Below are 19283 nucleotides of genomic sequence, written 5' to 3'. Positions count from 1 at the left end.
CTTGCTTCCCGGCGCGAATTGCCGACTTTCGCGCCGTAGCCCGGCGCTGACCCAGGGCTGGCCCGCGCTTTTGCCTATACCATGCACCTTGATTTGAGTCTTCTGGAGCGCTGGCTCACGGGCTGGAGCCTGGCCCGCGGCCTGCCGCTGCCCCAGCGCCACGCGGGGGGGCCTGGTAGTAGAGGTGGGCTGGCCCGGGCAGGTGCGGCGCTATGTGTTCGTGGACGCGGGAGAAGCCCTGCAAGCCTGCGCCGCCCACATCCGGGAGCCCGGCATCTATCTGAAAGCTGCCGTAGCGCCGGCTACGTTGCGGCAGGTGCTGCCGGCAGCCTGGCAGGTAGAGGAGCCCCGGTTCCTGATGTATGGCCCCGGCCCTCTAAGCTCGCCCGGCCCGCTGCCCGCCGGGTATGCGGTAGCGCACACCACCGAGCACGGGGCCCAGGTGCTGCACCTGCTCGATGTGGCGACGGGGCAGCCGGCGGCAACGGGGCGGGTGGTGCTGCACCAGGGATGCGCCGTTTTTGACCGGATCGAAACGATGCAGGCCTACCGCCGCCGGGGGCTGGGCACCATTGTGATGGGCCGGCTGGATGCCCTGGCCGAAGCCGCCGGAGCGTCGGAGCGCCTGCTTGTGGCTACCGAGGCCGGCCGGGCGCTCTATCAGCGCCTGGGCTGGCAAGTGGTGGCGCCCTACGCAACGGCGGTACTGCCGACGGCTCCGGCAAGGGTAGGTGCTGAGCCGGGGCGGGGCTGATGGGTGCCGGCCTTGCTTCCTGGCTCGAATTGCCGACTTTCGCGCCGTCTTACCGGGACTTGTGCCGGGGGGCACCACCCGCTTTATCCGTCCTTTTCCCCTTGTCTTGATGAGAAGTCTGCTCTGTTTCGCGCTGGTTCTGCTGGCCCCCGTCCTCTACGCCAAAACCCCGCAGGCCATTGAGCAGGAACTGGTGCGCGACGCGCGACGCGTTACGTACTGGGCCGAATACGACGGCGACGCCCGTCTTAGCGCCATCGACTCGCTGGCCCGGGCCGGGGAGCGGCTGCGCGAGCACCTGCTGCACTACACTGCCACCGAGCCCGCTACGCTGAGCTACGCCTTTACGGCTTTGCAGCGGGAGCATATCGGCATCAGCACCGCGGCCGACGGGCGCCTGCGCATCTATTCCTGGGACACGCAGGAGGGCGGCACCATGCACTATTTCGAAAACGTGGTTCAGTTCCGGGCCGGCTCCAAGGTGGCTTCCCGGCGGCTGATTATCCCGAAGCCCGACGACAACCCCGACGCGGGCCATTCCTACTTCGACATCTTCGCCGTGCAGCGCGGCACCCAGACCTGTTACCTGGCCTACGGGCAAGCTACCTACTCCACCAGCCTCTCCTACCAGCACGTCAAGGCCCTGACCATTGAGAACGGCCAGCTCAATACTGACGCCAAGCTGATCCGGACTGCCTCGGGGCTGCGCAACACGCTGGGCTTTGAGTTCGACTTCTTCTCGGTGGTCGACCGGCCCGACCGGCCCGTGCGCCTGATCGGCTACGACGCCCGCACGCGGGAACTCACCATTCCGGTGGTGTGGGCCAACGGCAAGGTAACCGACAAGCGCATCCGGTACATGTTTGACGGGACGGTGTTTGCGAAGGCGAAGTAGGGGGCGGCAACACGCCGACGCTCGGCTTTAGTACCGGTATTCGGAGTGTAGGTACCGGGCATACAGGAGAGGGTGTAACGCTGAGCTTTGGGATGGTAAAAGGTCTGGTTAAGCGGTTAGCTTTGAAGGAGTTTAATATATTTCTAACCCCTTTATCATTCCTGTTATTATGGCACGAGTAAACAATAACATTATCACCCAGGGCCTAAGCGGTACGCTGGGCGGCACGCTGGTATTCAGGCAGGCTGGTGGCAAAACCATCGTTTCGACGGCTCCACGCGAAACCGAGCGGGAGCCTTCAGCCAAGCAGCTCGCCCACCAGCAGCGGTTTCAGGAAGCGGCTCTTTACGCCAAAGCGCAGATTGCTACCCCCACCGGCAAAGCTGAGTACGAGGCAGCCCGTGATGAGAGCAACAACAGCGCCTATGCCATTGCCGTCGCCGACTTCCTGCAGGCTCCCGACATTCGCGAAATAGACCTGCGCGAGTACGCCGGCAAAGTGGGCGATACTATCCGGGCCCGTGTGACCGATAACTTCAAGGTGGCGGCCGTTGCAGTGCGTATTGAGAATGGCGACGGCAGTCTGGTAGAAGAAGGCCCCGCCGTACAGCAGCCCAATGCCGTTGATTGGGTGTACACGGCCAAGAAAGCCAATACCAGCCTGGAAGGCGATAAAATAACCATCCGGGCAACCGACAGGCCCGGTAACCCAACCACGGAAACCCGGACCTTATAAGTAGTGGCCTTCGTTTTGTGCAATTTCCGGCGGTATGCGCCGTAAGGTTGCTCCGTATAGCGTCCGTATAGGCAATGAATAGGCACCCTTTACCCAGAAGGAACGCCGCATCCGGCGGAAATACCAAAACGGCCGCCCCGGATTCCGGGGCGGCCGTTGGCGTAGATAGGCAGGGCAACAATGCTTAAACCAGCACGCTGTCGATGCCCTTTTGCAGGGCGGTAGCCTGGAAGTCGGGTAGTTTGACGCCTTCGGCCCGGGCCACGGTCACGTCGGTCATGCCCAGGAACTGTAGGAACACGCGCAGGTAGGGCGTGGCGAAATCGTAGGCCTGCATGGGGCCTTCGGAGTAGATGCCGCCGCTGGCCACGGCCAAATACACCTTTTTGCCCGTTATCAGTCCCTCGGGGCCGGTGGGGGTATAGCGAAAGGTGATGCCCGCCCGAGTGAGGTGGTCGAGCCACGACTTGAGCGAGGAGGGAATGCCGAAATTGTAGAACGGCACCCCGATGACGAGCACGTCGGCGGCCAGCACCTGGGCAATGGCTTCATCGGAGTGCTGCACGGCTTGCTGCTGCTCGGGCGAGCGGCCTTCGGCGGGGGCGAAGTAGGCCTGCAGGTGCGCTTCTTCGAGGTGGGGAAACGGCTCAGTGGCCACGTTGCGCACCACGACGTGGCTGTCGGGCTCCGCGGCCAGGAGCTTGTCGATAATACCCTGGCTGAGGCGGGTGCTGAAGGAGTTGGCGCCCTGGGCGCTGGAAATGATTTGCAGAATCTGCATACAAAAGGGGGAAGGAAGGTGATGAACTGCGGACCAGCTCCCGTGGGCCCACCGGCCCGGGAAGCTGCCCGCCCACGGAGTAGCGCGGCCGGTTGCCTGGTACTCTGGTTACCTCAAGTAATCAGCTAGCCGTTTGTTCGTACCTTGCCCCGACTTCAGATTACGTGGTGGTAGCCTGATTACCGGCAGGTAATCAGCTTTTCCCCTTGTTGAATTGCCTTTCCTCCATTGCCATGACCAAACACGACCCTTCGCAATGCGCCCTCACGATACAGGGCCTGCGCCACGCCCTGCTGGTGGTCAACGGTAAGTGGAAGCTTCAGATCATTGTGGCCCTTAATTCGGGTACCCGGCATTTTCGCGCGCTGGAGCGGAGCGTGCCGGGCATCTCCACCAAAGTGCTGGCTAAGGAGCTCAAGGATCTGGAAGCCCATCAGCTGATTGCCCGTACGGTACACCCAGGTCCGCCCGTAATTGTAGAGTACCACGTCTTGCCCTACGCCCGCACGCTCGACCCCGTGATTGAGGTGTTGAAGACATGGGGCATGCAGCATCAGCAGCGCCTGGATGCCGATAGCCCAGGCCCGGGGTAGCAAGCCGCTGGTGCGCCCGCTACCCGCTACCTGCTACCCTGGCAAAGGCCGGTGGGGCCGGTTCTGGTAGTGCCGGCAGATTCGTGGCCGGGTTGCTCAGGCGTAGTTAGTCGTAACCCGGCACAGCCGGGCAGCTGCCGGATTTGATGCAGGCAACGTCAGCAACGATTGAGACGCAACTATGCATCTCTACACGCGGACGGCTGCTGAGGTTATTCCACTGCCACTTTACCAGCGAATTGCTGGCCCTTGGCATCGGTAGCCCGCAGGGTGTAGAGGCCGGGCAGCAAGCCCCGCACCGATACCTGAGCCGCGGCCGAGACGGTAGCTTCGCGGGCTACGCGGCCCACGGCATCCACGAGCTGCACGCGGGTGCCGGCGGGCAAGGCGGGCAGGTGCAGCTGGTCGGTAGCCGGGTTGGGATATAACCCTAGCGCCTGGGGGCGGGCGGCCTGCGTGCTGAGCGGACCCGCGCCCAGGCGGGCCAAGAAGATGTCGCCATCGGCTGCGGTGGTGCTTAGGCTAAGCGAGGCAAAGGCGGCGGTAGTGCGGAAGCGGCCCAGTACCTGCAACTCGTCCGGGGCAGTGCAGAAGAGATACTGGCCAAAGTCTGAGCCGGGGCCGCCCGCTGTTTTTACCCAGCGTACAGTGCCCTGGGGCGTATAAGCGGCCACCACTACATCGTCGCTCCCGGCCGTAGCAACGGTTTGGGTGCCGATCTGGGTGCCGTTATCGGCACTGCCCACAACGTAAGGCGCATTGGCTGCATCTACGCTTACGCCACTCCAAATCTCACTACCAGGGCCCGCGCTGGTTTGAGCCCAGTCCAGGGTGCCCTGGGGCGAATATTTCAGCAGGAACCCGTCAATGCTGCCTTTGCTGTAGAGGTTAAGGGAGCCCACCATGGCCAGGCCCTCGAAGCCGCCCGCGACATACAGGTTGCCGGCCGCATCCACGGCCGCGTCGGTGACTATATCCTGCCCGGCACCGCCCAACTGCCGCACCCATTCGAAGGTGCCCTGGGCGTTGTAGTGGGCCGTCAGCACATCAAATGTTCCGATGGAGAAGAGTTGCTGCGAGGCGCTGAAGATGGGCGACTCCGTAAAGATGCTCACCAAGTAGGCCGCTCCGTCGGGTGCTACGGCGAGTTTCGGGTAGAAGAAGGAACCGCTGGAAGTAGCGTAATAAAAGGACGACGTAAGGGACTGCAAGGCGCCGGTAGCGGCCGTGAAGCGCGCCAAGTAGATGCCTACTCGCTCGGCGTTGTTGGGAATGCTGATGGAGCTGGTGCCAATGGTCAGAGAGCGGCTAAATTGGCCGGTCATGTAGACATTGCCCGCGGCATCGAGGCCCAGGCCCGAGCCGAAGCCGTTGTTGGTAGCCGCCCCCGAGCGAATGGTGCTTTGCTGGGCCCATTGCGGAGTGCCGTCGGGAGAATAGCGCACCAAAAAGGCTTTACGCTCCGCCCCAGCCGTGCTGTTGATCAGGGAGAGACTGTTGCCCAGGGCCACGGTGTTCCTGAACGCGCCCGTTATATAGACGTTGCCGGCCGCATCCACGGCCACATCCTGCACGGTTTCGTAGCCAGCCGAGCCCAGTTGGCGAATCCAGGCCAGGGTACCAGACGGTGTAAGCTTAGCCAAGTAGCCGTCGGCGTCACCGGTGCTGGTGAGCGTGGTGCCGCCCAGGCTGATGCTGCCGCTAAACTGACCAGCCAGGTAGATGTTGCCGGCCGCATCCACGGCAGTAGCGCCGGGCGTAGCGCCCGGTCCCAGGGAGCGGGCACTCAGCCAGGTGGGGGCGGTTTGGGCCAAGGCAGTAGTACCCAGGCACAGACCCGCGAGTACGCCAGCTACGCGCAGAAAGGAAAAGCCGGGAAGTGTAGAAATGAACATGGAGGGGAAAAATAAACGAAGGGAATACTACACCGTGTAGTCTTGCTCGGAGGTAATGAATGAGACGTAGAGCCGTCCGCGTAGGCAGGAGCGGCTCCACCTTGTTGGCTTTGATGCGCTTGAAGCGGACGGCTACCGGGGCGGTGGTATTACTCCACTGCCACTTTACCAGCGAACTGCTGGCCCTGGGCATCAGTGGCGCGCAGGGTGTAAAGGCCAGGCAGCAGGCTTTGCACCGACACTGTGGCGCCAGCTGCAACCACGGCTGTGCGGGCTACGCGGCCCAGCGCGTCGAGGAGCTGCACGCGGGTGCCGGCGGGCAAGGCGGGCAGGTGCAGCTGGTTGGATGCGGGGTTGGGGTAGAGGCCCAGGGGCTGGGAGCGGCTGGCCTGGGTAGCCAGCGTGGCATTGCCCAGGCGGGCCAGGAAGGTTTCATAGTTGGGAGGCGCAACCGTAGAGGTAAGGGAAAATGGGCCGACGGTAACGGTGCCGGAAAAACCTCCCTTGACGTAGATATTGCCCTGCTTGTCCAGGTCGAGGTAATGGCTTGTGGCACTGCCGGAGCCGCTGCCTACCTGGCGTAGCCAGCGCACCTGGCCGGTGGGCGAATAAGCTGCTACCACCATATCGGCACTGCCCGCACTGGTGAGGGTGGAGGAGCCGAACCGGGCGGTGCCCGCGAAATAGCCTGCTACGTAGGGGTTACCGGCCGCGTCGAGGCCCAGCGCATTCCAAGCGTCGAAGCTGGTGCCCCCGCTGGGCTGTGCCCATTGCAGAACTCCCTGGGGCGAATATTTGGCCAGGTAGCCGTCCCAGCTGCCGGCTCCGGTAACTGTGGTAGCCGCCCCGAAGGTAGCTGACCCTTCGAGGTAGCCAGCTACGTACAGGTTGCCGGCGGCATCGACGGCCGCAGCGTTGGCGCGGTCTTCGCCCGTTCCTCCGATTTGCTCCAGCCACTGAAAGGTGCTGGTCGGGCCGTACTTAAGGATGATTTCATCGTTGCTGCCCCGGCTGGTAATGGTGGTAGCAGCCGCATCCGGCAGCACGATGCTCTGGTTGAAGAAGTCTATCAGATAGGTCTCGCCGGTGGTCCCTACTGCCAGCCGGGGCTGGTACTTGAACTGGTTGTGGCCGGCGGCATAGAAGAATGCCGGAGTAAGGGCCTGCAACGTGCCGGTAGGGCCAGAAAAGCGGGCCAGGAACGTGCCTGTATTGAGGGTAGTAGGAGGCGTGTTGATGGACAAGGAACCAATAGTAATGGACGAGGTGAGCGTGCCGGCTACAGACACGCTACCCTGGGCATCGACGCCGATGGCGCACCCGGCAGAGGTGGCCGTGGGGCCGGTGCTGGCCTGCTGCGCCCACTCGGGGGTGCCCTGCGCCGAGTAGCGCGCCACATACAGCCAGTCGTTGACGGTGCTAGTGGCCGGGCCAGCTAGGGAAATGCCGTTGCCCAGGTTTAGGGCGCTGCCAAAGCTGCCCGTTATGTAGGCGTTGCCGGCCCCATCCACGGCTACTCCATACGCCCGTTCGCGGCCCACCGAGCCAATCTGACGCACCCAGGTCAGGGAGCCGTCGGGGGCATACTTGGCCAAGTAACCGTCGCTGTTGCCGATACTGGTGAGCTGCGTGGTACCCAAGGTGAGGGAGCCGCTAAAACTGCCCGCCTCGTAGGTGTTGCCGGCGGCATCGGCCACCATTGCCCCACGAACCTCAGTGCCTCTGCCGGTAGCGGTGGCGTGGGTCCAGGCAGGGCCGGTTTGGGCCTGGGCGCTCAGGCTGCCGGTAAGGCATGCTAGTAATAGAAAGCGGCAGCAGAGGGTAGAAACAGACATGTAATACTAAATGGGTAAACAGAAATAAAACAAAGCTATGACAAGTAGGCTGCCGGGCGCACCCTTACCCCAACTGCATCTGCCTCAAGCGTAGAGTCCTACGCCGCGCCTTCCTTCTGCTCCGGCCCGGCGGCGTAGGTGCCAAAGAGCCGGTCCCAGAGGGAGGTATAGAAGCCGAAGTTGTGGGTGTCGTGCTGGTGGTGCTGGAAATGGAAGCCGGAGGAGCCCAGGTGCCTGAGCAGCGGGTGGCGGGCCCAGGAGGCCGGAAATGGCTCGACGCCGCAGTGGCCCAGCGCCCCGAACAGCACATTCACCGTGAGGTAAGCTACAATAGCCGTCAGGCTGGCTGGGTAGAGGGCCATCAGCAGCAGCCACAGCCCCCCGAAGCCCACCGTTTCGAGCGGGTGGAGCACGAATAAGTCGAGGGGCTGGGGACTGGTGTAGTGGTGGTGCAGGCCGTGTACCCAGCGGTAGAGCACCGAGTGATGGATGAAGTAGTGGAACACGTACATCAGCAGATCCATACCCAGGAAGAGTACCAGAAAATCGAGCAGCACCCGCCAGGAAACGTCTTCCCGAATTTGGATGAAGCCGTGCCGACACAGCAGGAAGCCGACGAAGGTAATGCCGGTGTTGAGGAGCAGGGTGGAAGTGGCCAGTCGGACTTGCTGGGCGCTGACCGGCTGGTAGAGCGGCCCCAAGGCCCGGGCCCGGCCAAACAGCCCTTGCAGCAGATACCCAAAGCCCACGGCCAGGAGCAGCACCACCAGGTTTTCGACCAGGAAAAGCGGCAGGGCTGCCTGCCAGGACAAGGCTTTCAGCGAATCGAGCGAAAGGGGCATAGGGTAGAGCTACGAGTAGGCCAGGGGAGGGCGAAAGATACCAGTTTTCGGGCCGCGGCCCGCCCACTCCCGGGCCGGGCCGTCGGCGGTGAAGTCGGGGCGGGCCACTAGGGAATAGCAGCTGCGAAGTGGTGCCTGGGAAGCGGGGCGGAAGACCAGCGGCAAAGCCGGAGTATGGGCCTGGAGCTATATTTTGGCCGGGCCCGGCCCGGTACTTACTACCTTGGCGGCCAGAGCGCGGCCGGCCGGCCGCGCCTTATCACCCTTAACGCCCGCAGTAGCGCATGAAAACAGCCATAGGAGAGCCCCTGAAAGTGTATGGCCCGAGTCGGAGCCTGAGTAGTGTCATCGGCCTGTGCGCCGCGCTATTTGCCGGCGTGGGCATCTTCGTGCTGCTGCTGCCCACGCTGCTGGCGGGCTCGGCTACCCGCTTCGACGGCGACCCCAGCCTGCTGTTTGGCGTGGGAGCGGGCTTTACGGCGCTGGGGTTGCTGGGCGTGGCGGGCGTGTGGTATTTCTACCGCACCAAGCCCCGGGTACACCTGCACCAGGAGGGCCTGGTGGTAGTGGCCGGGGGCCACACCACGCAGTGCCGCTTCGACCAGCTCCAGGATCTGTACCTGTTCTATTACCTGGGCGGCTTTGCGTTTCGGGCCAGCGCCGCCACTCCCTGGACCTTCGTGCGGGCCACTACCAGCCAGAGTGCCGAGCTGCAACGGGAAGTGGTGGCACGGCAGGTGGCGCAGCGTGGAGCCCTGCTCTACGAGCAGCTGCTGGCGGGGCAGGCCGTGCGGTTTGCCTATCTGCCAATGGCGGCCGGCTACCTCAAGTCGCTGGCCGCTACCAGCAGCCTCGATTACCCCGAGCAGGAAATGGTGCTTACCCGCGACTCACTGACGGTAGAAGGCCGGGCCTATCCGCTGGCCGATATTGCCGACATCAAGGGCAACAGCTGGACCGAAACCCTGCAGATCCGGCACGTCGACGGCTCGGTTATTCTGACGACGCACTTTTCCTCGGTGCTTTCCCTCGACTTGCTCTACGCTCTGCTCGGGACCCTGCAAACAGGGGCGGAGTACGCCGCCTAGGGCAGCAGAGCGGGGGCAATGGCGGCTCGTGCTGGATTTTGTCGGCACTGTGGGAGTACTATATAGAATTTGCCCAGTACTTTTGACGGCTATCCTCTTACCCGGACCACGGCGGCCCGCTTTACTCCCTGCATGATTATTTACGGTACCAACGGCGCGCACCGCAGCACCCAGCCCCTGCCGGGCATTGCCTGTCCCGAGTGCGCTACCCCCGACCAGCTGCACCTGAGCGTGTTCAGCCGCTACACCCACATCTACTGGATTCCGCTGTTTCCCTACAAGAAGCCGGTGGTGGGCCAGTGCCTGCACTGCCAGCGGGCCTGGGACGAAAAGGAAATGCCCGGCGAGCTGAAACCCTTGGCTACGGCCCTCAAAAAGCAAACCCGCGCCCTGTGGTGGCACTGGTCGGGCCTGGTGGCGCTGGCCCTGCTGGCGGTGTGGTCGGTGGTGATGAGCCAGCGCGACTCGCGCGACAACGCTACCTACATAACCGCCCCGCGGGTGGGCGACGTGTACACCGTGCGCCAGGAAGACAGCACCGGCAAGGCCCAATACTCGTTGATGAAGGTGGTAGGGGCCGGGGCCAACTCAGTGGAGCTGGTAGCCAATGAGTACGTCACCAACGACGCCACACCCCTGAGCAAGCTCAACGACCCGGAGAAATACAGCAAGGAGCCCTTCCCGCTCACCTTTCTGGATCTGCAGGTGATGATGAACAAGGGCGAAATAACCGACGTCGACCGGCTGGGTGAGTAGGGCCGGGCCGTTTCGGCCCTTACCTTCGCGGCTCAATCCCGCCTTCCCGATGAAAAAAGCCCTGTGCGTTCTGGCCTTCTTCTGGCTGCTAAGCCCCTACACGGCCCATGCCCAGACGCCCGGCAGCTGGGGCAATTGGTACATTGGCACAGTATCGTTGCCGGGCAGCGTGGAGAAAAAGTGGGGCGCCTACGTGGAGGTGCAGGCCCGCAGCAACGGTCTGTTCAAGCAGTATTTCTACAACGAGCTGAAAGGCGGCCTGAGCTACGACCTGGACAAGAACTTTACCCTGCTGCTGGGCGGGGGCCGCTACAGCACCTTCGACGAGCCCGGCCCCGTGGCGCTGGAAAAGCGCCTGTGGCAGCAGCTGGTGCTGAGCCAGTACATGAGCCGCCTCAAGATTGAGCACCGCTACCGCGTGGAGCAGCGCTGGTTTTCCTACCCCGGCCCCGGCGACAGTACCGCCTTTCGGCAGCGCCTGCGCTACCGCCTGAACGCCTTTGTACCCCTCAACCACCAGACCGTAACCGACCACACCGTGTTTCTGTCGGTCTACGACGAGATATTCCTGAACCCAAGAGGGCCGGTGCTGGAGCGCAACCGGGTGTATGCCGGGCTGGGCTACCAGTTCAACAAGCACCTGAGTATGCAGCTGGGCTGGGTGCGGCAGGCCAACTACAGCCAGCCCCGCCTGAAACAGGGGCAGCTGGTACCGCTGGGCACCTCGTCCAAAAACAACGTGGTGCTGAATCTGATGTACCGGCTAAGCCACCGCAATACCACCCCGCGCCCCGAAACCCTACCCTCCCAGCAGGATTAGGCGGGAGGTCGAGGAGTCGTTGCTTGGTTTGTCTTTTTGTGTTCCGGCTGGCATCCTGAGCCCAGTGCAGGACCTTCCTCTCCTCAGTGATAAACGTTCTGCACTGCACAAAGCCCTTTGCTACTTGCGTGGTAAAGGGCTTTTTTACGTTGGTAAGAGCTACAGTGAAGTAGGTGAGGAAGGTCCTTCGTTCCGCTTCGCTGCCCTCAGGATGACAGGTGCATTTTGACTGACGGTGGAAAATAGCCGCCGTGGAATTTCCTTTACTTTTGGTGTATGCCTTGCTTCTCCTTTGCCAAATACCCGTGGCCGCGCCGCACCGTCCTGTTGCTCACGGTACTGCTACTAGTGGCCGGCCGGGCGTGGGCCCAGACGCCGGTTAGCACGCCTTTCGTGCTGGGCCGCGTCGATAAGCTTCACTCCACGGTGCTGGCCGAAGACCGGGTGCTGAACATCTACCTGCCCGCCGGCTACGACCAGGAGCCCACGGCCACTTATCCGGTTATCTACCTGCTCGATGGCTCCGCCGACGAGGACTTCATCCACATTGCCGGGCTGGCCCAGTACCTCAATTTTCCCTGGATCAACCAGCTGCCCAAGTCCATCGTGGTCGGCATTGCCAACGTCGACCGGCGGCGCGACCTTACCTTCCCTACCCGCAACAAGGAAGATCTGAAACAGAGCCCGACTTCCGGCAAATCGGCTGCCTTCATCCGCTTTCTGGAGCAGGAAGTGCAGCCCTACATCCGGAAAACGTACCGCACCAACGCCCGCCGCACCCTCATTGGCCAGTCGCTGGGCGGGCTGCTGGCGGTGGAGGTGCTGCTCAAGCGCCCGGCCCTGTTCGACACCTACCTCATTGCCAGCCCCAGCCTGTGGTGGGACGATGAGTCGCTGCTGCGACAGGCCCCGCAACTGCTGCGCAAGCCCCTACCAGCCGGTACTACCGTGTTTGTGGCCGTGGGCAACGAAGGGGACCAGATGCAGCGCGACGCCGCCGCGCTGGCTGCCGCGCTCCGCGCCGTGCCCGGCGTGCGCACCGAGTACGTCGTATTTCCGGAGGAAACCCACGCCACTATTCTGCACCGGGCCGTGTACCGGGCCTTTGAGTGGCTGTATAAAAAACCGTAGTTCAGGGTAACCCACCCTTCGGGGCTGTATCTTGGGGCCACCGCCGCCCGTGTCGCGCCGGCAATTGGTTAGAAGCCCCCTTTGTATGCAGCATAAGTCCCATCCTTCGCAACCCCTTATCAGCGCCCAGGAGCTGCGCCAGCGCCAGCACACCGAAAGCTTCGTGCTGCTCGATGCCCGCTCGGGGCCCCAGGCCCGGCTGCGCTACCAGGCGGGCCACCTGCCCGGCGCCCTCTTCGTGGATTTGGAGCAGGACCTGGCCCGACCCACCGACAACGCGGCCCACGGCGGGCGGCACCCGCTGCCGCCCATCACGGAATTTGCCCACTTCCTGGGGCAGCTGGGTATCGGACCGGCTACTACAGTTGTCGTGTATGATGATAAAAGCGGGGCCAACGCGGCGGCCCGCGTGTGGTGGATGCTGCGCAGCGCCGGCCACACCACTGCGCAGGTGCTCGATGGCGGCCTGGCTGCGGCCGAGGCGGCCGGCTTCACGCTCACCGATGCCGCCGAGCAGTCCGTGCCCGTGGCCCCCTACCCGGTAAGTCACTGGCAGTTGCCGGTGGCGCCGGTGGCACAGGTGCAAAAAGCATCCGCCAAAGGCACCCAGCTGGTTATCGACGTGCGCGAAGCAGCCCGGTACCGGGGCGAAACCGAGCCCATCGACCTTGTTGCGGGCCATATTCCCGGGGCTGTGAACGTGCCCTTCGCCGGCAACCTCGACGCCACCGGCCACTACCTGCCGGCCACCGAGTTGCGGGAAAAGTACGATGCGGTACTGGCCGGGCGGGCCCCCAAAGACGTTATCGTGCACTGCGGCTCGGGCGTCACGGCCTGCCACACGCTGCTGGCCTTTGCCCAGGCCGGCCTCGAAGTACCCCAGCTCTACGTAGGCTCCTGGAGCGAATGGTCGCGCAACGACTGGCCCATGGCCACGGGAGCGTAAGGATAAAATGGGGCAGAACTATTTGCGTTGTTACAGCTGTCATCCTGAGCCGCGCGAAGGACCTGCCTCGCCTGAGTGAGAAACGCCGCTAAATGCACAAAGCCCTTTTCTGCCTGCGCGGGAAAGGGCTTTTGCACGTTGGCAATAAGCTGTAGTGGAACGGGCACGTTCCTGTGCAAGGGCGCATGCCAGAGGCAGCAGGACAGACGCTAGGCGCTTTCCGATGGCAGCACGCGCACCGCGTCGCCCACCCGCAGCCGGCCGCCCTGAATGATGCGGGCCGTGAGGCCGCCGTGGCCGCGCATGGCGTTGTAGCCGCCGGGGCCCAGCTCTTCTTCCATGCGGGAGCAGGGGTGGCACTCCCCAGTTATTTCCAGAACAACCTCGTCGCCGAACTGCACCCGCCGGTTTTTCAAGGCCAGCAGGTTCAGGCCGCTCACGGCCAGGTTGCGACGCAGGCGGCCCGGGTCTACGGGTTCGGGCTGGCCCAGAAAGCCGGCCACGGCCGTCAGGTGCTCGTGCTGAATCAGGGTAATCTGGCGCTTACCGCCGGCCTTCACCCGGGCATGGTCGCCGTCGAGGCGGGCGTCGGTCAGGGCCTGGGCTTCGGGCAGACTCACGAGCGGCTCGCGGCGCACCGGCCGGATGCCAATCCACTCGAGGCGGCCCTGCTGGGGCAGCGTAGCCAGCATCTGCGCAATTTTCGATTTATCGTCGCCGAAGAAGGGGAATGCCATGGGAAAGCCGCTAGAGTGAAAAGCCGAATACTACTACGTCCGGCCGCCTCTTTGGGATAAGGCCCAGCTCGCCATAAAGGGCGGCGAAATACGGCTAAGACGCTGAGCAGTGAAATTTTACCGACCGTTTTTCATCGGCTAAAGTTTTTGCCGTAACTATACGACATTCCTGATATTCACCTTTTTCATCTCTATGTATGAGTAAACTCCTACTCTTTATTCGGGCGGTGCTGCTACTGCTGGGCGTGTTGAGTGCCCCGCAGCTGTTTGCCACCCACATTCAGGCCGGCGAAATTTCGTACTCGTCCCTGGGCAACAACCGCTACCAGGTGTCATTTCGGGTGTACCGCGACTGTGGCGGGGCTTCTTTTTCGGCTATTACCCCGGAGCTGGAATACCGCACCGGCGCCTGTGGCGGGGTAGCCGCCGGCTCGGTGCCAATGACGCTGGTGCCGAACTCCATGCGCACCGGTAGCGACTATTGCGCCGCGTTGGGGGCTCCCTGCGGCAGTGGCCTGCCCACCAACTACGAAACCGGCCTGTTTCAGGTAACCGTAACGCTGCCACCCGCGCAGTGGCTGCTCAGCGTGGTGCTCAACGCCCGCCCCACGCTGGGCAATGTGAATCTGGGGAATGGTAACTTCTACACCGAGGCAATGCTGGACAGCCGCACCGGCGTTGTCAACTCCTCGCCGGTGTTCAGCAGCTCCTCGCAGGTCGTCTCATTCGTGGGCTGGAACCTGCCAACTACCCTGAGTCAGCTGGCCACCGACTCCGACGGCGATTCGCTGGTGTATGAGCTGGCCGCCCCGCTGCTGGGCTGCAACGAGCCGGCCGCCTACAAGTCGTACGCCAGCACGACCACCGTGGACCCAGTAGATGCCAACTGCTACACGGTGGCGCCGGCCGGCACCTACTCGCCCACGCTGCCGCTGCTCTCCTACAACGTGTCCGGAGCCTGCCCCCTGCGCCAGCAGACGGCCTTCTTCGGGTTTAACCCGGCCAACGGCTCGATTTCTATCAAGCCGGCCCTCTTCAACCCGGCCATCAATAGCGCCGACAACAAATACGTGGTGGCCCTGAAGGTGTCGGAATACCGGCGGCCGGCTACGGGCCGCGCCTTTTTGGTGGGCACCGTGCGCCGCGACATGCTCTTTACCGTCGTGGACTGCGGCCCCAACCAAAACCCGGTTATTGCTCCCCTCACCGTCAACAACAGCTCCACGGCGCAGCCCGTTACCAACATCATTCCCGTGACGCCGGGCCGGCTGGTAACCGTACGCCTGAGCAGCTCCGACGCCAACAGCGGCCAAGTACTGACCATGACCAGCAACGCCGAGCAGGTGCTGACCAATGCCGAATTTACCCCGGCCCCGCCCAGCGTGAACCCTACTGTGCAGATCGACTGGATTCCGCCCGCGAATTTGCGCCCCGGCCTCTACTTCTGCACCGTGACGACCACCGACAGCAACTGCCCCATCAAAGGCCAGCACACCCAGACGCTGACGTTCCAGGTGGGGGGCACTACGCTGGCTACGCAGGCACCTCGGCAAATTACCACTCTGGCAGCCGTGCCCACACCTTTCCAGGCTCAGGTAAGCTTCACGCTAGCCCGGCCCGGCGTACAGGCCGTCATCGTATTCGACCAGCTGGGCCGCCAGGTAACCACGCTGCAGAGCCTGCCCACGGGCGAGGTGCAGTGGCGGCCGGCCGCTTCAGTTCCTGCCGGCCTCTACCTGGCCCGCACCGCCGATGGGCGCCAGGTAGCCCGCCTGCTCCGCACCGACGCCCAGTAGTAGAACGGCGCCTGAGTGCTCAGAAAATGCCGTGGCCTGCTGGTCACGGCATTTTTTATGGCTCCGGAATTTACAGGAAGTTGGACTCTTTGCGGCTCAGTCCCAAACCTAGCGTCGTGGCACTCGTACAGTCTGCTGTGGCCGCCCTGTGGCTACTTCCACTTTCCGCTTCTCTACTAATGGCTACCAAAGACACCACCAAGAAACCCGCTGCCGCCAAGGCCGTGGCCCCCAAGAAAGATTCTCCCACTGCCAGCAGCGGTGCCAACGGCCAAGCGCACCCCAGCGTACAGCCCGTGCTCAACCAGCAGTTCAACGCCCCGGCTCCGCTCCAGAAATACGGTACCGTGTCGCAGCGGCTGCCCATCGGCCTCGATGAGAAAACCCGCCAGCAAAGCGTGAGCAACCTCAACCAGATGCTGGCCGACACCATCACTCTGCGCGACCTGTACAAAAAACACCACTGGCAGGTAGTAGGGCCTACCTTCTACCAGCTGCACCTGCTCTACGACAAGCACTACGAAGAGCAGAGCGTACTGGTCGATACCATTGCTGAGCGTATCCAGATCCTGGGCGGCGTGGCAGTGGCCATGGCCCACGACGTGGCCGAGCTGGCCAGCATTCCGCGCCCACCCCGCGACCGGGAAGAGGCCCCCATTCAGGTGTCGCGCCTGCTGGAAGCGCACCAGATTATCCTCAAAAACTGCCATGACTTCGCCGAGCAGGCCGATGAAAGCGGCGACGATGGCACCAACGACTTGCTGATCAGCGAAGTGCTGCGGGCCAACGAGATGCAGGTCTGGTTCGTGTCGGAGCACGTAGTAGATACGCCTCTGGCCCGCGCCGAGTAAGCATACCCGGTAACTGAAGAAAGCCTGGCTCCCGCAATGGAGGCCGGGCTTTTTTGTGCCCGCAGAGGGAAGGCTCAGCGGCGGCGGGCCGCCTTCGGTTGGTGGGCCTCCACCTTCTCCTGGTGGTTTTCTTCGGCTTCCTCCACGGTATGGGTACGGCCCAGGTCGTTTTCCTTCTGCGCCTTCTCGGCCAGCAAGCAGTAGTATTGGTGCAGAATGTTGATTTCGTCCTCCGTGAAATCCTGGGCGTTGATCAGGCGGTTGCTGGCACCTTTGGTGGCCGCAATCAACTCGTTGAGCTTCAGGTGCAGCACCAGGGAATCCTTGTTCTGGGCCCGCTGAATCAGAAATACCATCAGAAAAGTGATGATAGTAGTGCTGGTATTGATAACGAGCTGCCAGGTTTCGGAATACTGAAACAGCGGCCCGGTAAGGGCCCACACCAGCACCAGCCCGGCAGCCACGCAGAAAGCCAGGGTAGTGCCCGAAAACTTGGTGATGCGCTCGGCCAGGCGGGCAAAAAAGGCAGTTGCCGGCCCAGCCGGTGGCCCGAGGGCTTCTTTCGTTTGAGCTATATGATTCATGCGGAGAAAGGTAGGCGTAAGCAAGAAGAAGCAGAATTGTCCGGATAATTCTACGGCCAAACCGGGTCCCGGCCGGCCGGGACCCGGTTAAAGTTACCGGTGCGAGAATGAGCAACGGATGAGCCAGCCCAGCCGAAAGCGGCTACTAGCATCTGCTGACCGCTAAAAGCAACAGGTGTAAATTTTTCTGCCGTCTTTGTGCTTGATTCTTAGCTGGTCAGGCGGCAGGCCAAGTCTTTTTTGCGGAAAAAGCGGCCCCGTACTTGCACCGCTTGCCTTGGCCGGCTACTTTTGTACCCACTTCGCCGCCTCAGCGAAGTCAGCGGCCAAAAGCTGCTGCTGTGAGTACCGCTTACCTTGCCCAATTGCGCACGTGGTGAAACTGGTAGACACGCCATCTTGAGGGGGTGGTGCCTTCGGGTGTGGGAGTTCGAATCTCCCCGCGCGCACACAACGAAAAACCCTGCTTCAGCTCGTCTGAAGCAGGTTTTTGCTTTTTCGGCCTATGCTTGGTCGGGTGTAGAGACGCAACCTTGCGTCTCAATCGTTGCTGATGCTATTTATCCAATCCGAACAATTATCGTTCAACAACGAGACGCAAGGTTGTGTCTCTGCACCACACTAGCCGCCGACCCGCTCAAATGGGTTGGCGGGCACTACGAGTACCACCCGTTCCCGCTCCACTACCACCTGGCCGGCCACGGCGCCCTTGCGCTTGCGCACGAATTTCTTGGGCGTTACGGTCACGGGGCAGAGCGAGTCGTTTTTGCGGCGCGAGTACCAGGCGGCCAGCTGCGCGGCCCGCTCCACCACCGGCTCGGGCACGGGCTGCCCGGCTTTCTGCTTAATAACCACGTGGGAGCCCGTCACGTCCTTGGCGTGCAGCCACAGGTCGTCCTTGTGGGCGTAGCGCTGGGTGAGCAGGTCGTTGTTCTGGGCGTTGCGGCCCACCAGAATGGTATAACCGCTGTCGGTAAATACCTTGAAGGGCAGCTCGGCCGCCTCCTGGGTCTTGGTGGCGGGTAGTAGCTCGTGGGTTTTGCGCCAGGTGCGCAGGGCCCGCAGCTCGGTAATGGCGGCCAGCTCCTCCAGCCGCTCCAGGCACCAGAGGGCTTCAGTTTCGCGCCGCTCGATGCGCTCCTGCAGCTGCTCGGTTTCTATTTTCTGGTTTTTGGCCTTGCGGTAGAGGTTCTGGGCCGTGCGCTGGGGCGTTTCCGTGGGCTTGAGCTTGATAACGCGGGGCTGGTCGTTCTGGTAAAAGTCCAGCACCTCTACCTGCGCGGCCCCGGCCGGAATGTGCGTCAGGTTGGCCATAATCAGGTCGGCGGTTTGGCGGTAGCCGGCCGTGTGCTCCAGGGCATACAGGCGGGTGCGGGCCTGGCTGGCACTGATGGTAGCTTCCTCGGCCCGCTTTTCCAGTAGCTGCCGCACCTGGCGCAGCTCGGTTTCGTAGGCGCGGCGGCCCAGCGTGAGGGGCACAAACAGGCGTAGTGCCGCCACCGGGTCGGGGGGCAGGGTCTGCTCGATTTCACCCACCGGCAGCAGCGTCAGGCGGGTTTTGCCCTCAATGGCCGTGAGGTAAAATTGGGGTGGGTTGTTCAGCTGAGCCACCACGTCCTGCACCAGCTGCTGGCGGGTAGCGGCGTCGGCCGCGTCGTAACCGTGGGTGCGCAGGTAGCGCGGGGGCACGTCGCCGAGGGCCGGGTAGCTGCGCAAGGGGTTCAGCGGGTCGGGTAGGGGCTCGGTGGGGGCGGGAGCCAGGTCGGTATCGGCGGTATAGCGCTGGTGAAACAGTTCGGCCGGCGCGGCGGGCCCGGGGCGGAAAATGGCGTTGGGGCGGGGGCCATAGAGCTTGAAAAGCAGGGTGGCGTCGCCCTGGAAGTGCAACTGCAGCACCCGGTCGTTCAGAAACACGCTGGCGCGCATCACCACCTTGCCCAGCAGGCCCGGCAGCAGGTCCACGGAATTGGTCCGGGCCCGGTGAAACGTTTCGGGCAGGGCCAGCACCGGCCAGGCCGCTGAGAGCTGGGCCTTGAGCCAGTACTCGGCCTCGCCATTCGTCAGGCCGATAACCAGCTCGTCTTTTTCCTGGGAAAAGCAGGTAACGACCCGAAAGCCGGCCAGCTGCCGGGTGAGAGCAGGAGCCAGCTGGCGCAGGAAATAATAGTTGTTGTGCATTGGGTAAGCGAAGAAAAGCGGGCAAGCGGCCGGGTAGGGCAGCTCCGGCAAGGCCGGAAACGAAG

The 19283-nt window shown here is 63.0% G+C and carries 19 protein-coding genes and 1 tRNA gene; 12 read left to right on the top strand and 8 right to left on the bottom strand.

What is annotated here, in order from left to right; all coding sequences use genetic code 11:
• Positions 1-184 precede the first annotated feature (184 nt).
• From LGH74_RS12410 to LGH74_RS12400, 3 genes are all read left to right on the top strand, one after another.
• Positions 185-754, top strand: a complete 570-nt coding sequence (locus LGH74_RS12410) for a GNAT family N-acetyltransferase (RefSeq protein ID WP_226176155.1) — start codon at positions 185-187, stop codon at positions 752-754.
• A 109-nt stretch (positions 755-863) separates the two neighbouring features.
• On the top strand, positions 864-1649 hold the full coding sequence (locus tag LGH74_RS12405) for a hypothetical protein (RefSeq protein WP_226176154.1): 786 nt from the start codon (positions 864-866) through the stop codon (positions 1647-1649).
• A 169-nt stretch (positions 1650-1818) separates the two neighbouring features.
• Positions 1819-2385 carry a hypothetical protein gene (locus LGH74_RS12400; RefSeq protein ID WP_226176152.1) on the top strand — a complete coding sequence of 189 codons (567 nt, stop codon included), beginning with the start codon at positions 1819-1821 and terminating at the stop codon, positions 2383-2385.
• Positions 2386-2569: 184 nt separating this feature from the next.
• On the opposite strand, the gene LGH74_RS12395 is transcribed toward LGH74_RS12400, so the two are convergent.
• On the bottom strand, positions 2570-3166 hold the full coding sequence (locus tag LGH74_RS12395) for an FMN-dependent NADH-azoreductase (RefSeq protein WP_226176151.1): 597 nt from the start codon (positions 3164-3166) through the stop codon (positions 2570-2572).
• A gap of 233 nt (positions 3167-3399) precedes the next feature.
• Here LGH74_RS12395 and LGH74_RS12390 point away from each other — a divergent pair, with 233 nt between their 5' ends.
• Positions 3400-3759 carry a winged helix-turn-helix transcriptional regulator gene (locus tag LGH74_RS12390; protein WP_226176150.1) on the top strand — a complete coding sequence of 120 codons (360 nt, stop codon included), beginning with the start codon at positions 3400-3402 and terminating at the stop codon, positions 3757-3759.
• Between the two features lie 212 nt (positions 3760-3971).
• On the opposite strand, the gene LGH74_RS12385 is transcribed toward LGH74_RS12390, so the two are convergent.
• The 4 genes from LGH74_RS12385 to LGH74_RS12370 form a co-directional block, all read right to left on the bottom strand.
• On the bottom strand, positions 3972-5654 hold the full coding sequence (locus LGH74_RS12385) for an SBBP repeat-containing protein (RefSeq protein ID WP_226176147.1): 1683 nt from the start codon (positions 5652-5654) through the stop codon (positions 3972-3974).
• A 149-nt stretch (positions 5655-5803) separates the two neighbouring features.
• Complete coding sequence (locus LGH74_RS12380; protein ID WP_226176145.1) at positions 5804-7489, bottom strand: SBBP repeat-containing protein; 1686 nt, start codon at positions 7487-7489, stop codon at positions 5804-5806.
• A gap of 98 nt (positions 7490-7587) precedes the next feature.
• Entirely contained in the window at positions 7588-8331 is a 744-nt protein-coding gene (locus tag LGH74_RS12375) for a sterol desaturase family protein (protein ID WP_226176143.1), read from the bottom strand.
• A 9-nt stretch (positions 8332-8340) separates the two neighbouring features.
• The gene (locus tag LGH74_RS12370) at positions 8341-8496 is read right to left on the bottom strand and encodes a hypothetical protein (protein ID WP_226176140.1); all 156 of its coding nucleotides are present in this window, start codon (positions 8494-8496) and stop codon (positions 8341-8343) included.
• Between the two features lie 119 nt (positions 8497-8615).
• On the opposite strand from LGH74_RS12370, the gene LGH74_RS12365 reads away from it, so the two are divergent.
• The 5 genes from LGH74_RS12365 to LGH74_RS12345 all read left to right on the top strand — a co-directional run bounded on the left by LGH74_RS12365 (position 8616) and on the right by LGH74_RS12345 (position 13072).
• Entirely contained in the window at positions 8616-9419 is an 804-nt protein-coding gene (locus LGH74_RS12365; RefSeq protein WP_226176138.1) for a hypothetical protein, read from the top strand.
• 132 nt (positions 9420-9551) lie between these two features.
• A complete protein-coding gene (locus LGH74_RS12360; protein ID WP_226176136.1) occupies positions 9552-10175 on the top strand; it encodes a hypothetical protein in 624 nt (207 codons plus the stop codon).
• Between the two features lie 49 nt (positions 10176-10224).
• On the top strand, positions 10225-10995 hold the full coding sequence (locus LGH74_RS12355; protein WP_226176133.1) for a DUF2490 domain-containing protein: 771 nt from the start codon (positions 10225-10227) through the stop codon (positions 10993-10995).
• Positions 10996-11271: 276 nt separating this feature from the next.
• Positions 11272-12126, top strand: a complete 855-nt coding sequence (locus LGH74_RS12350; protein ID WP_226176130.1) for an alpha/beta hydrolase — start codon at positions 11272-11274, stop codon at positions 12124-12126.
• 85 nt (positions 12127-12211) lie between these two features.
• Complete coding sequence (locus LGH74_RS12345) at positions 12212-13072, top strand: sulfurtransferase (protein WP_226176128.1); 861 nt, start codon at positions 12212-12214, stop codon at positions 13070-13072.
• 209 nt (positions 13073-13281) lie between these two features.
• Here LGH74_RS12345 and LGH74_RS12340 read toward each other — a convergent pair whose 3' ends face one another.
• Complete coding sequence (locus LGH74_RS12340) at positions 13282-13809, bottom strand: MOSC domain-containing protein (protein WP_226176125.1); 528 nt, start codon at positions 13807-13809, stop codon at positions 13282-13284.
• 197 nt (positions 13810-14006) lie between these two features.
• Between LGH74_RS12340 and LGH74_RS12335 the strand changes: the two genes are divergently transcribed.
• Together LGH74_RS12335 and LGH74_RS12330 are read left to right on the top strand one after the other, a co-directional pair.
• A complete protein-coding gene (locus tag LGH74_RS12335; RefSeq protein WP_226176122.1) occupies positions 14007-15605 on the top strand; it encodes a hypothetical protein in 1599 nt (532 codons plus the stop codon).
• Between the two features lie 179 nt (positions 15606-15784).
• Positions 15785-16456: a Dps family protein gene (locus LGH74_RS12330; RefSeq protein ID WP_226176119.1), complete on the top strand. Its 672-nt coding sequence runs from the start codon at positions 15785-15787 to the stop codon at positions 16454-16456.
• A gap of 74 nt (positions 16457-16530) precedes the next feature.
• Here the strand turns inward: LGH74_RS12330 and LGH74_RS12325 are convergent, their stop codons facing one another.
• Positions 16531-17040: a low affinity iron permease family protein gene (locus tag LGH74_RS12325; RefSeq protein WP_226176116.1), complete on the bottom strand. Its 510-nt coding sequence runs from the start codon at positions 17038-17040 to the stop codon at positions 16531-16533.
• 367 nt (positions 17041-17407) lie between these two features.
• On the opposite strand from LGH74_RS12325, the gene LGH74_RS12320 reads away from it, so the two are divergent.
• Positions 17408-17489 (top strand) — tRNA-Leu (locus LGH74_RS12320).
• Positions 17490-17661: 172 nt separating this feature from the next.
• On the opposite strand, the gene LGH74_RS12315 is transcribed toward LGH74_RS12320, so the two are convergent.
• Positions 17662-19218: an NFACT RNA binding domain-containing protein gene (locus tag LGH74_RS12315; RefSeq protein ID WP_226176114.1), complete on the bottom strand. Its 1557-nt coding sequence runs from the start codon at positions 19216-19218 to the stop codon at positions 17662-17664.
• Positions 19219-19283: the final 65 nt, after the last annotated feature.

The organism is Hymenobacter lucidus, from assembly GCF_020447265.1.
Taxonomy (GTDB): domain Bacteria; phylum Bacteroidota; class Bacteroidia; order Cytophagales; family Hymenobacteraceae; genus Hymenobacter; species Hymenobacter lucidus.
The sequence above is the reverse complement of the archived record's forward strand: the minus strand, read 5'-3'. Positions and strand labels throughout refer to the sequence as shown.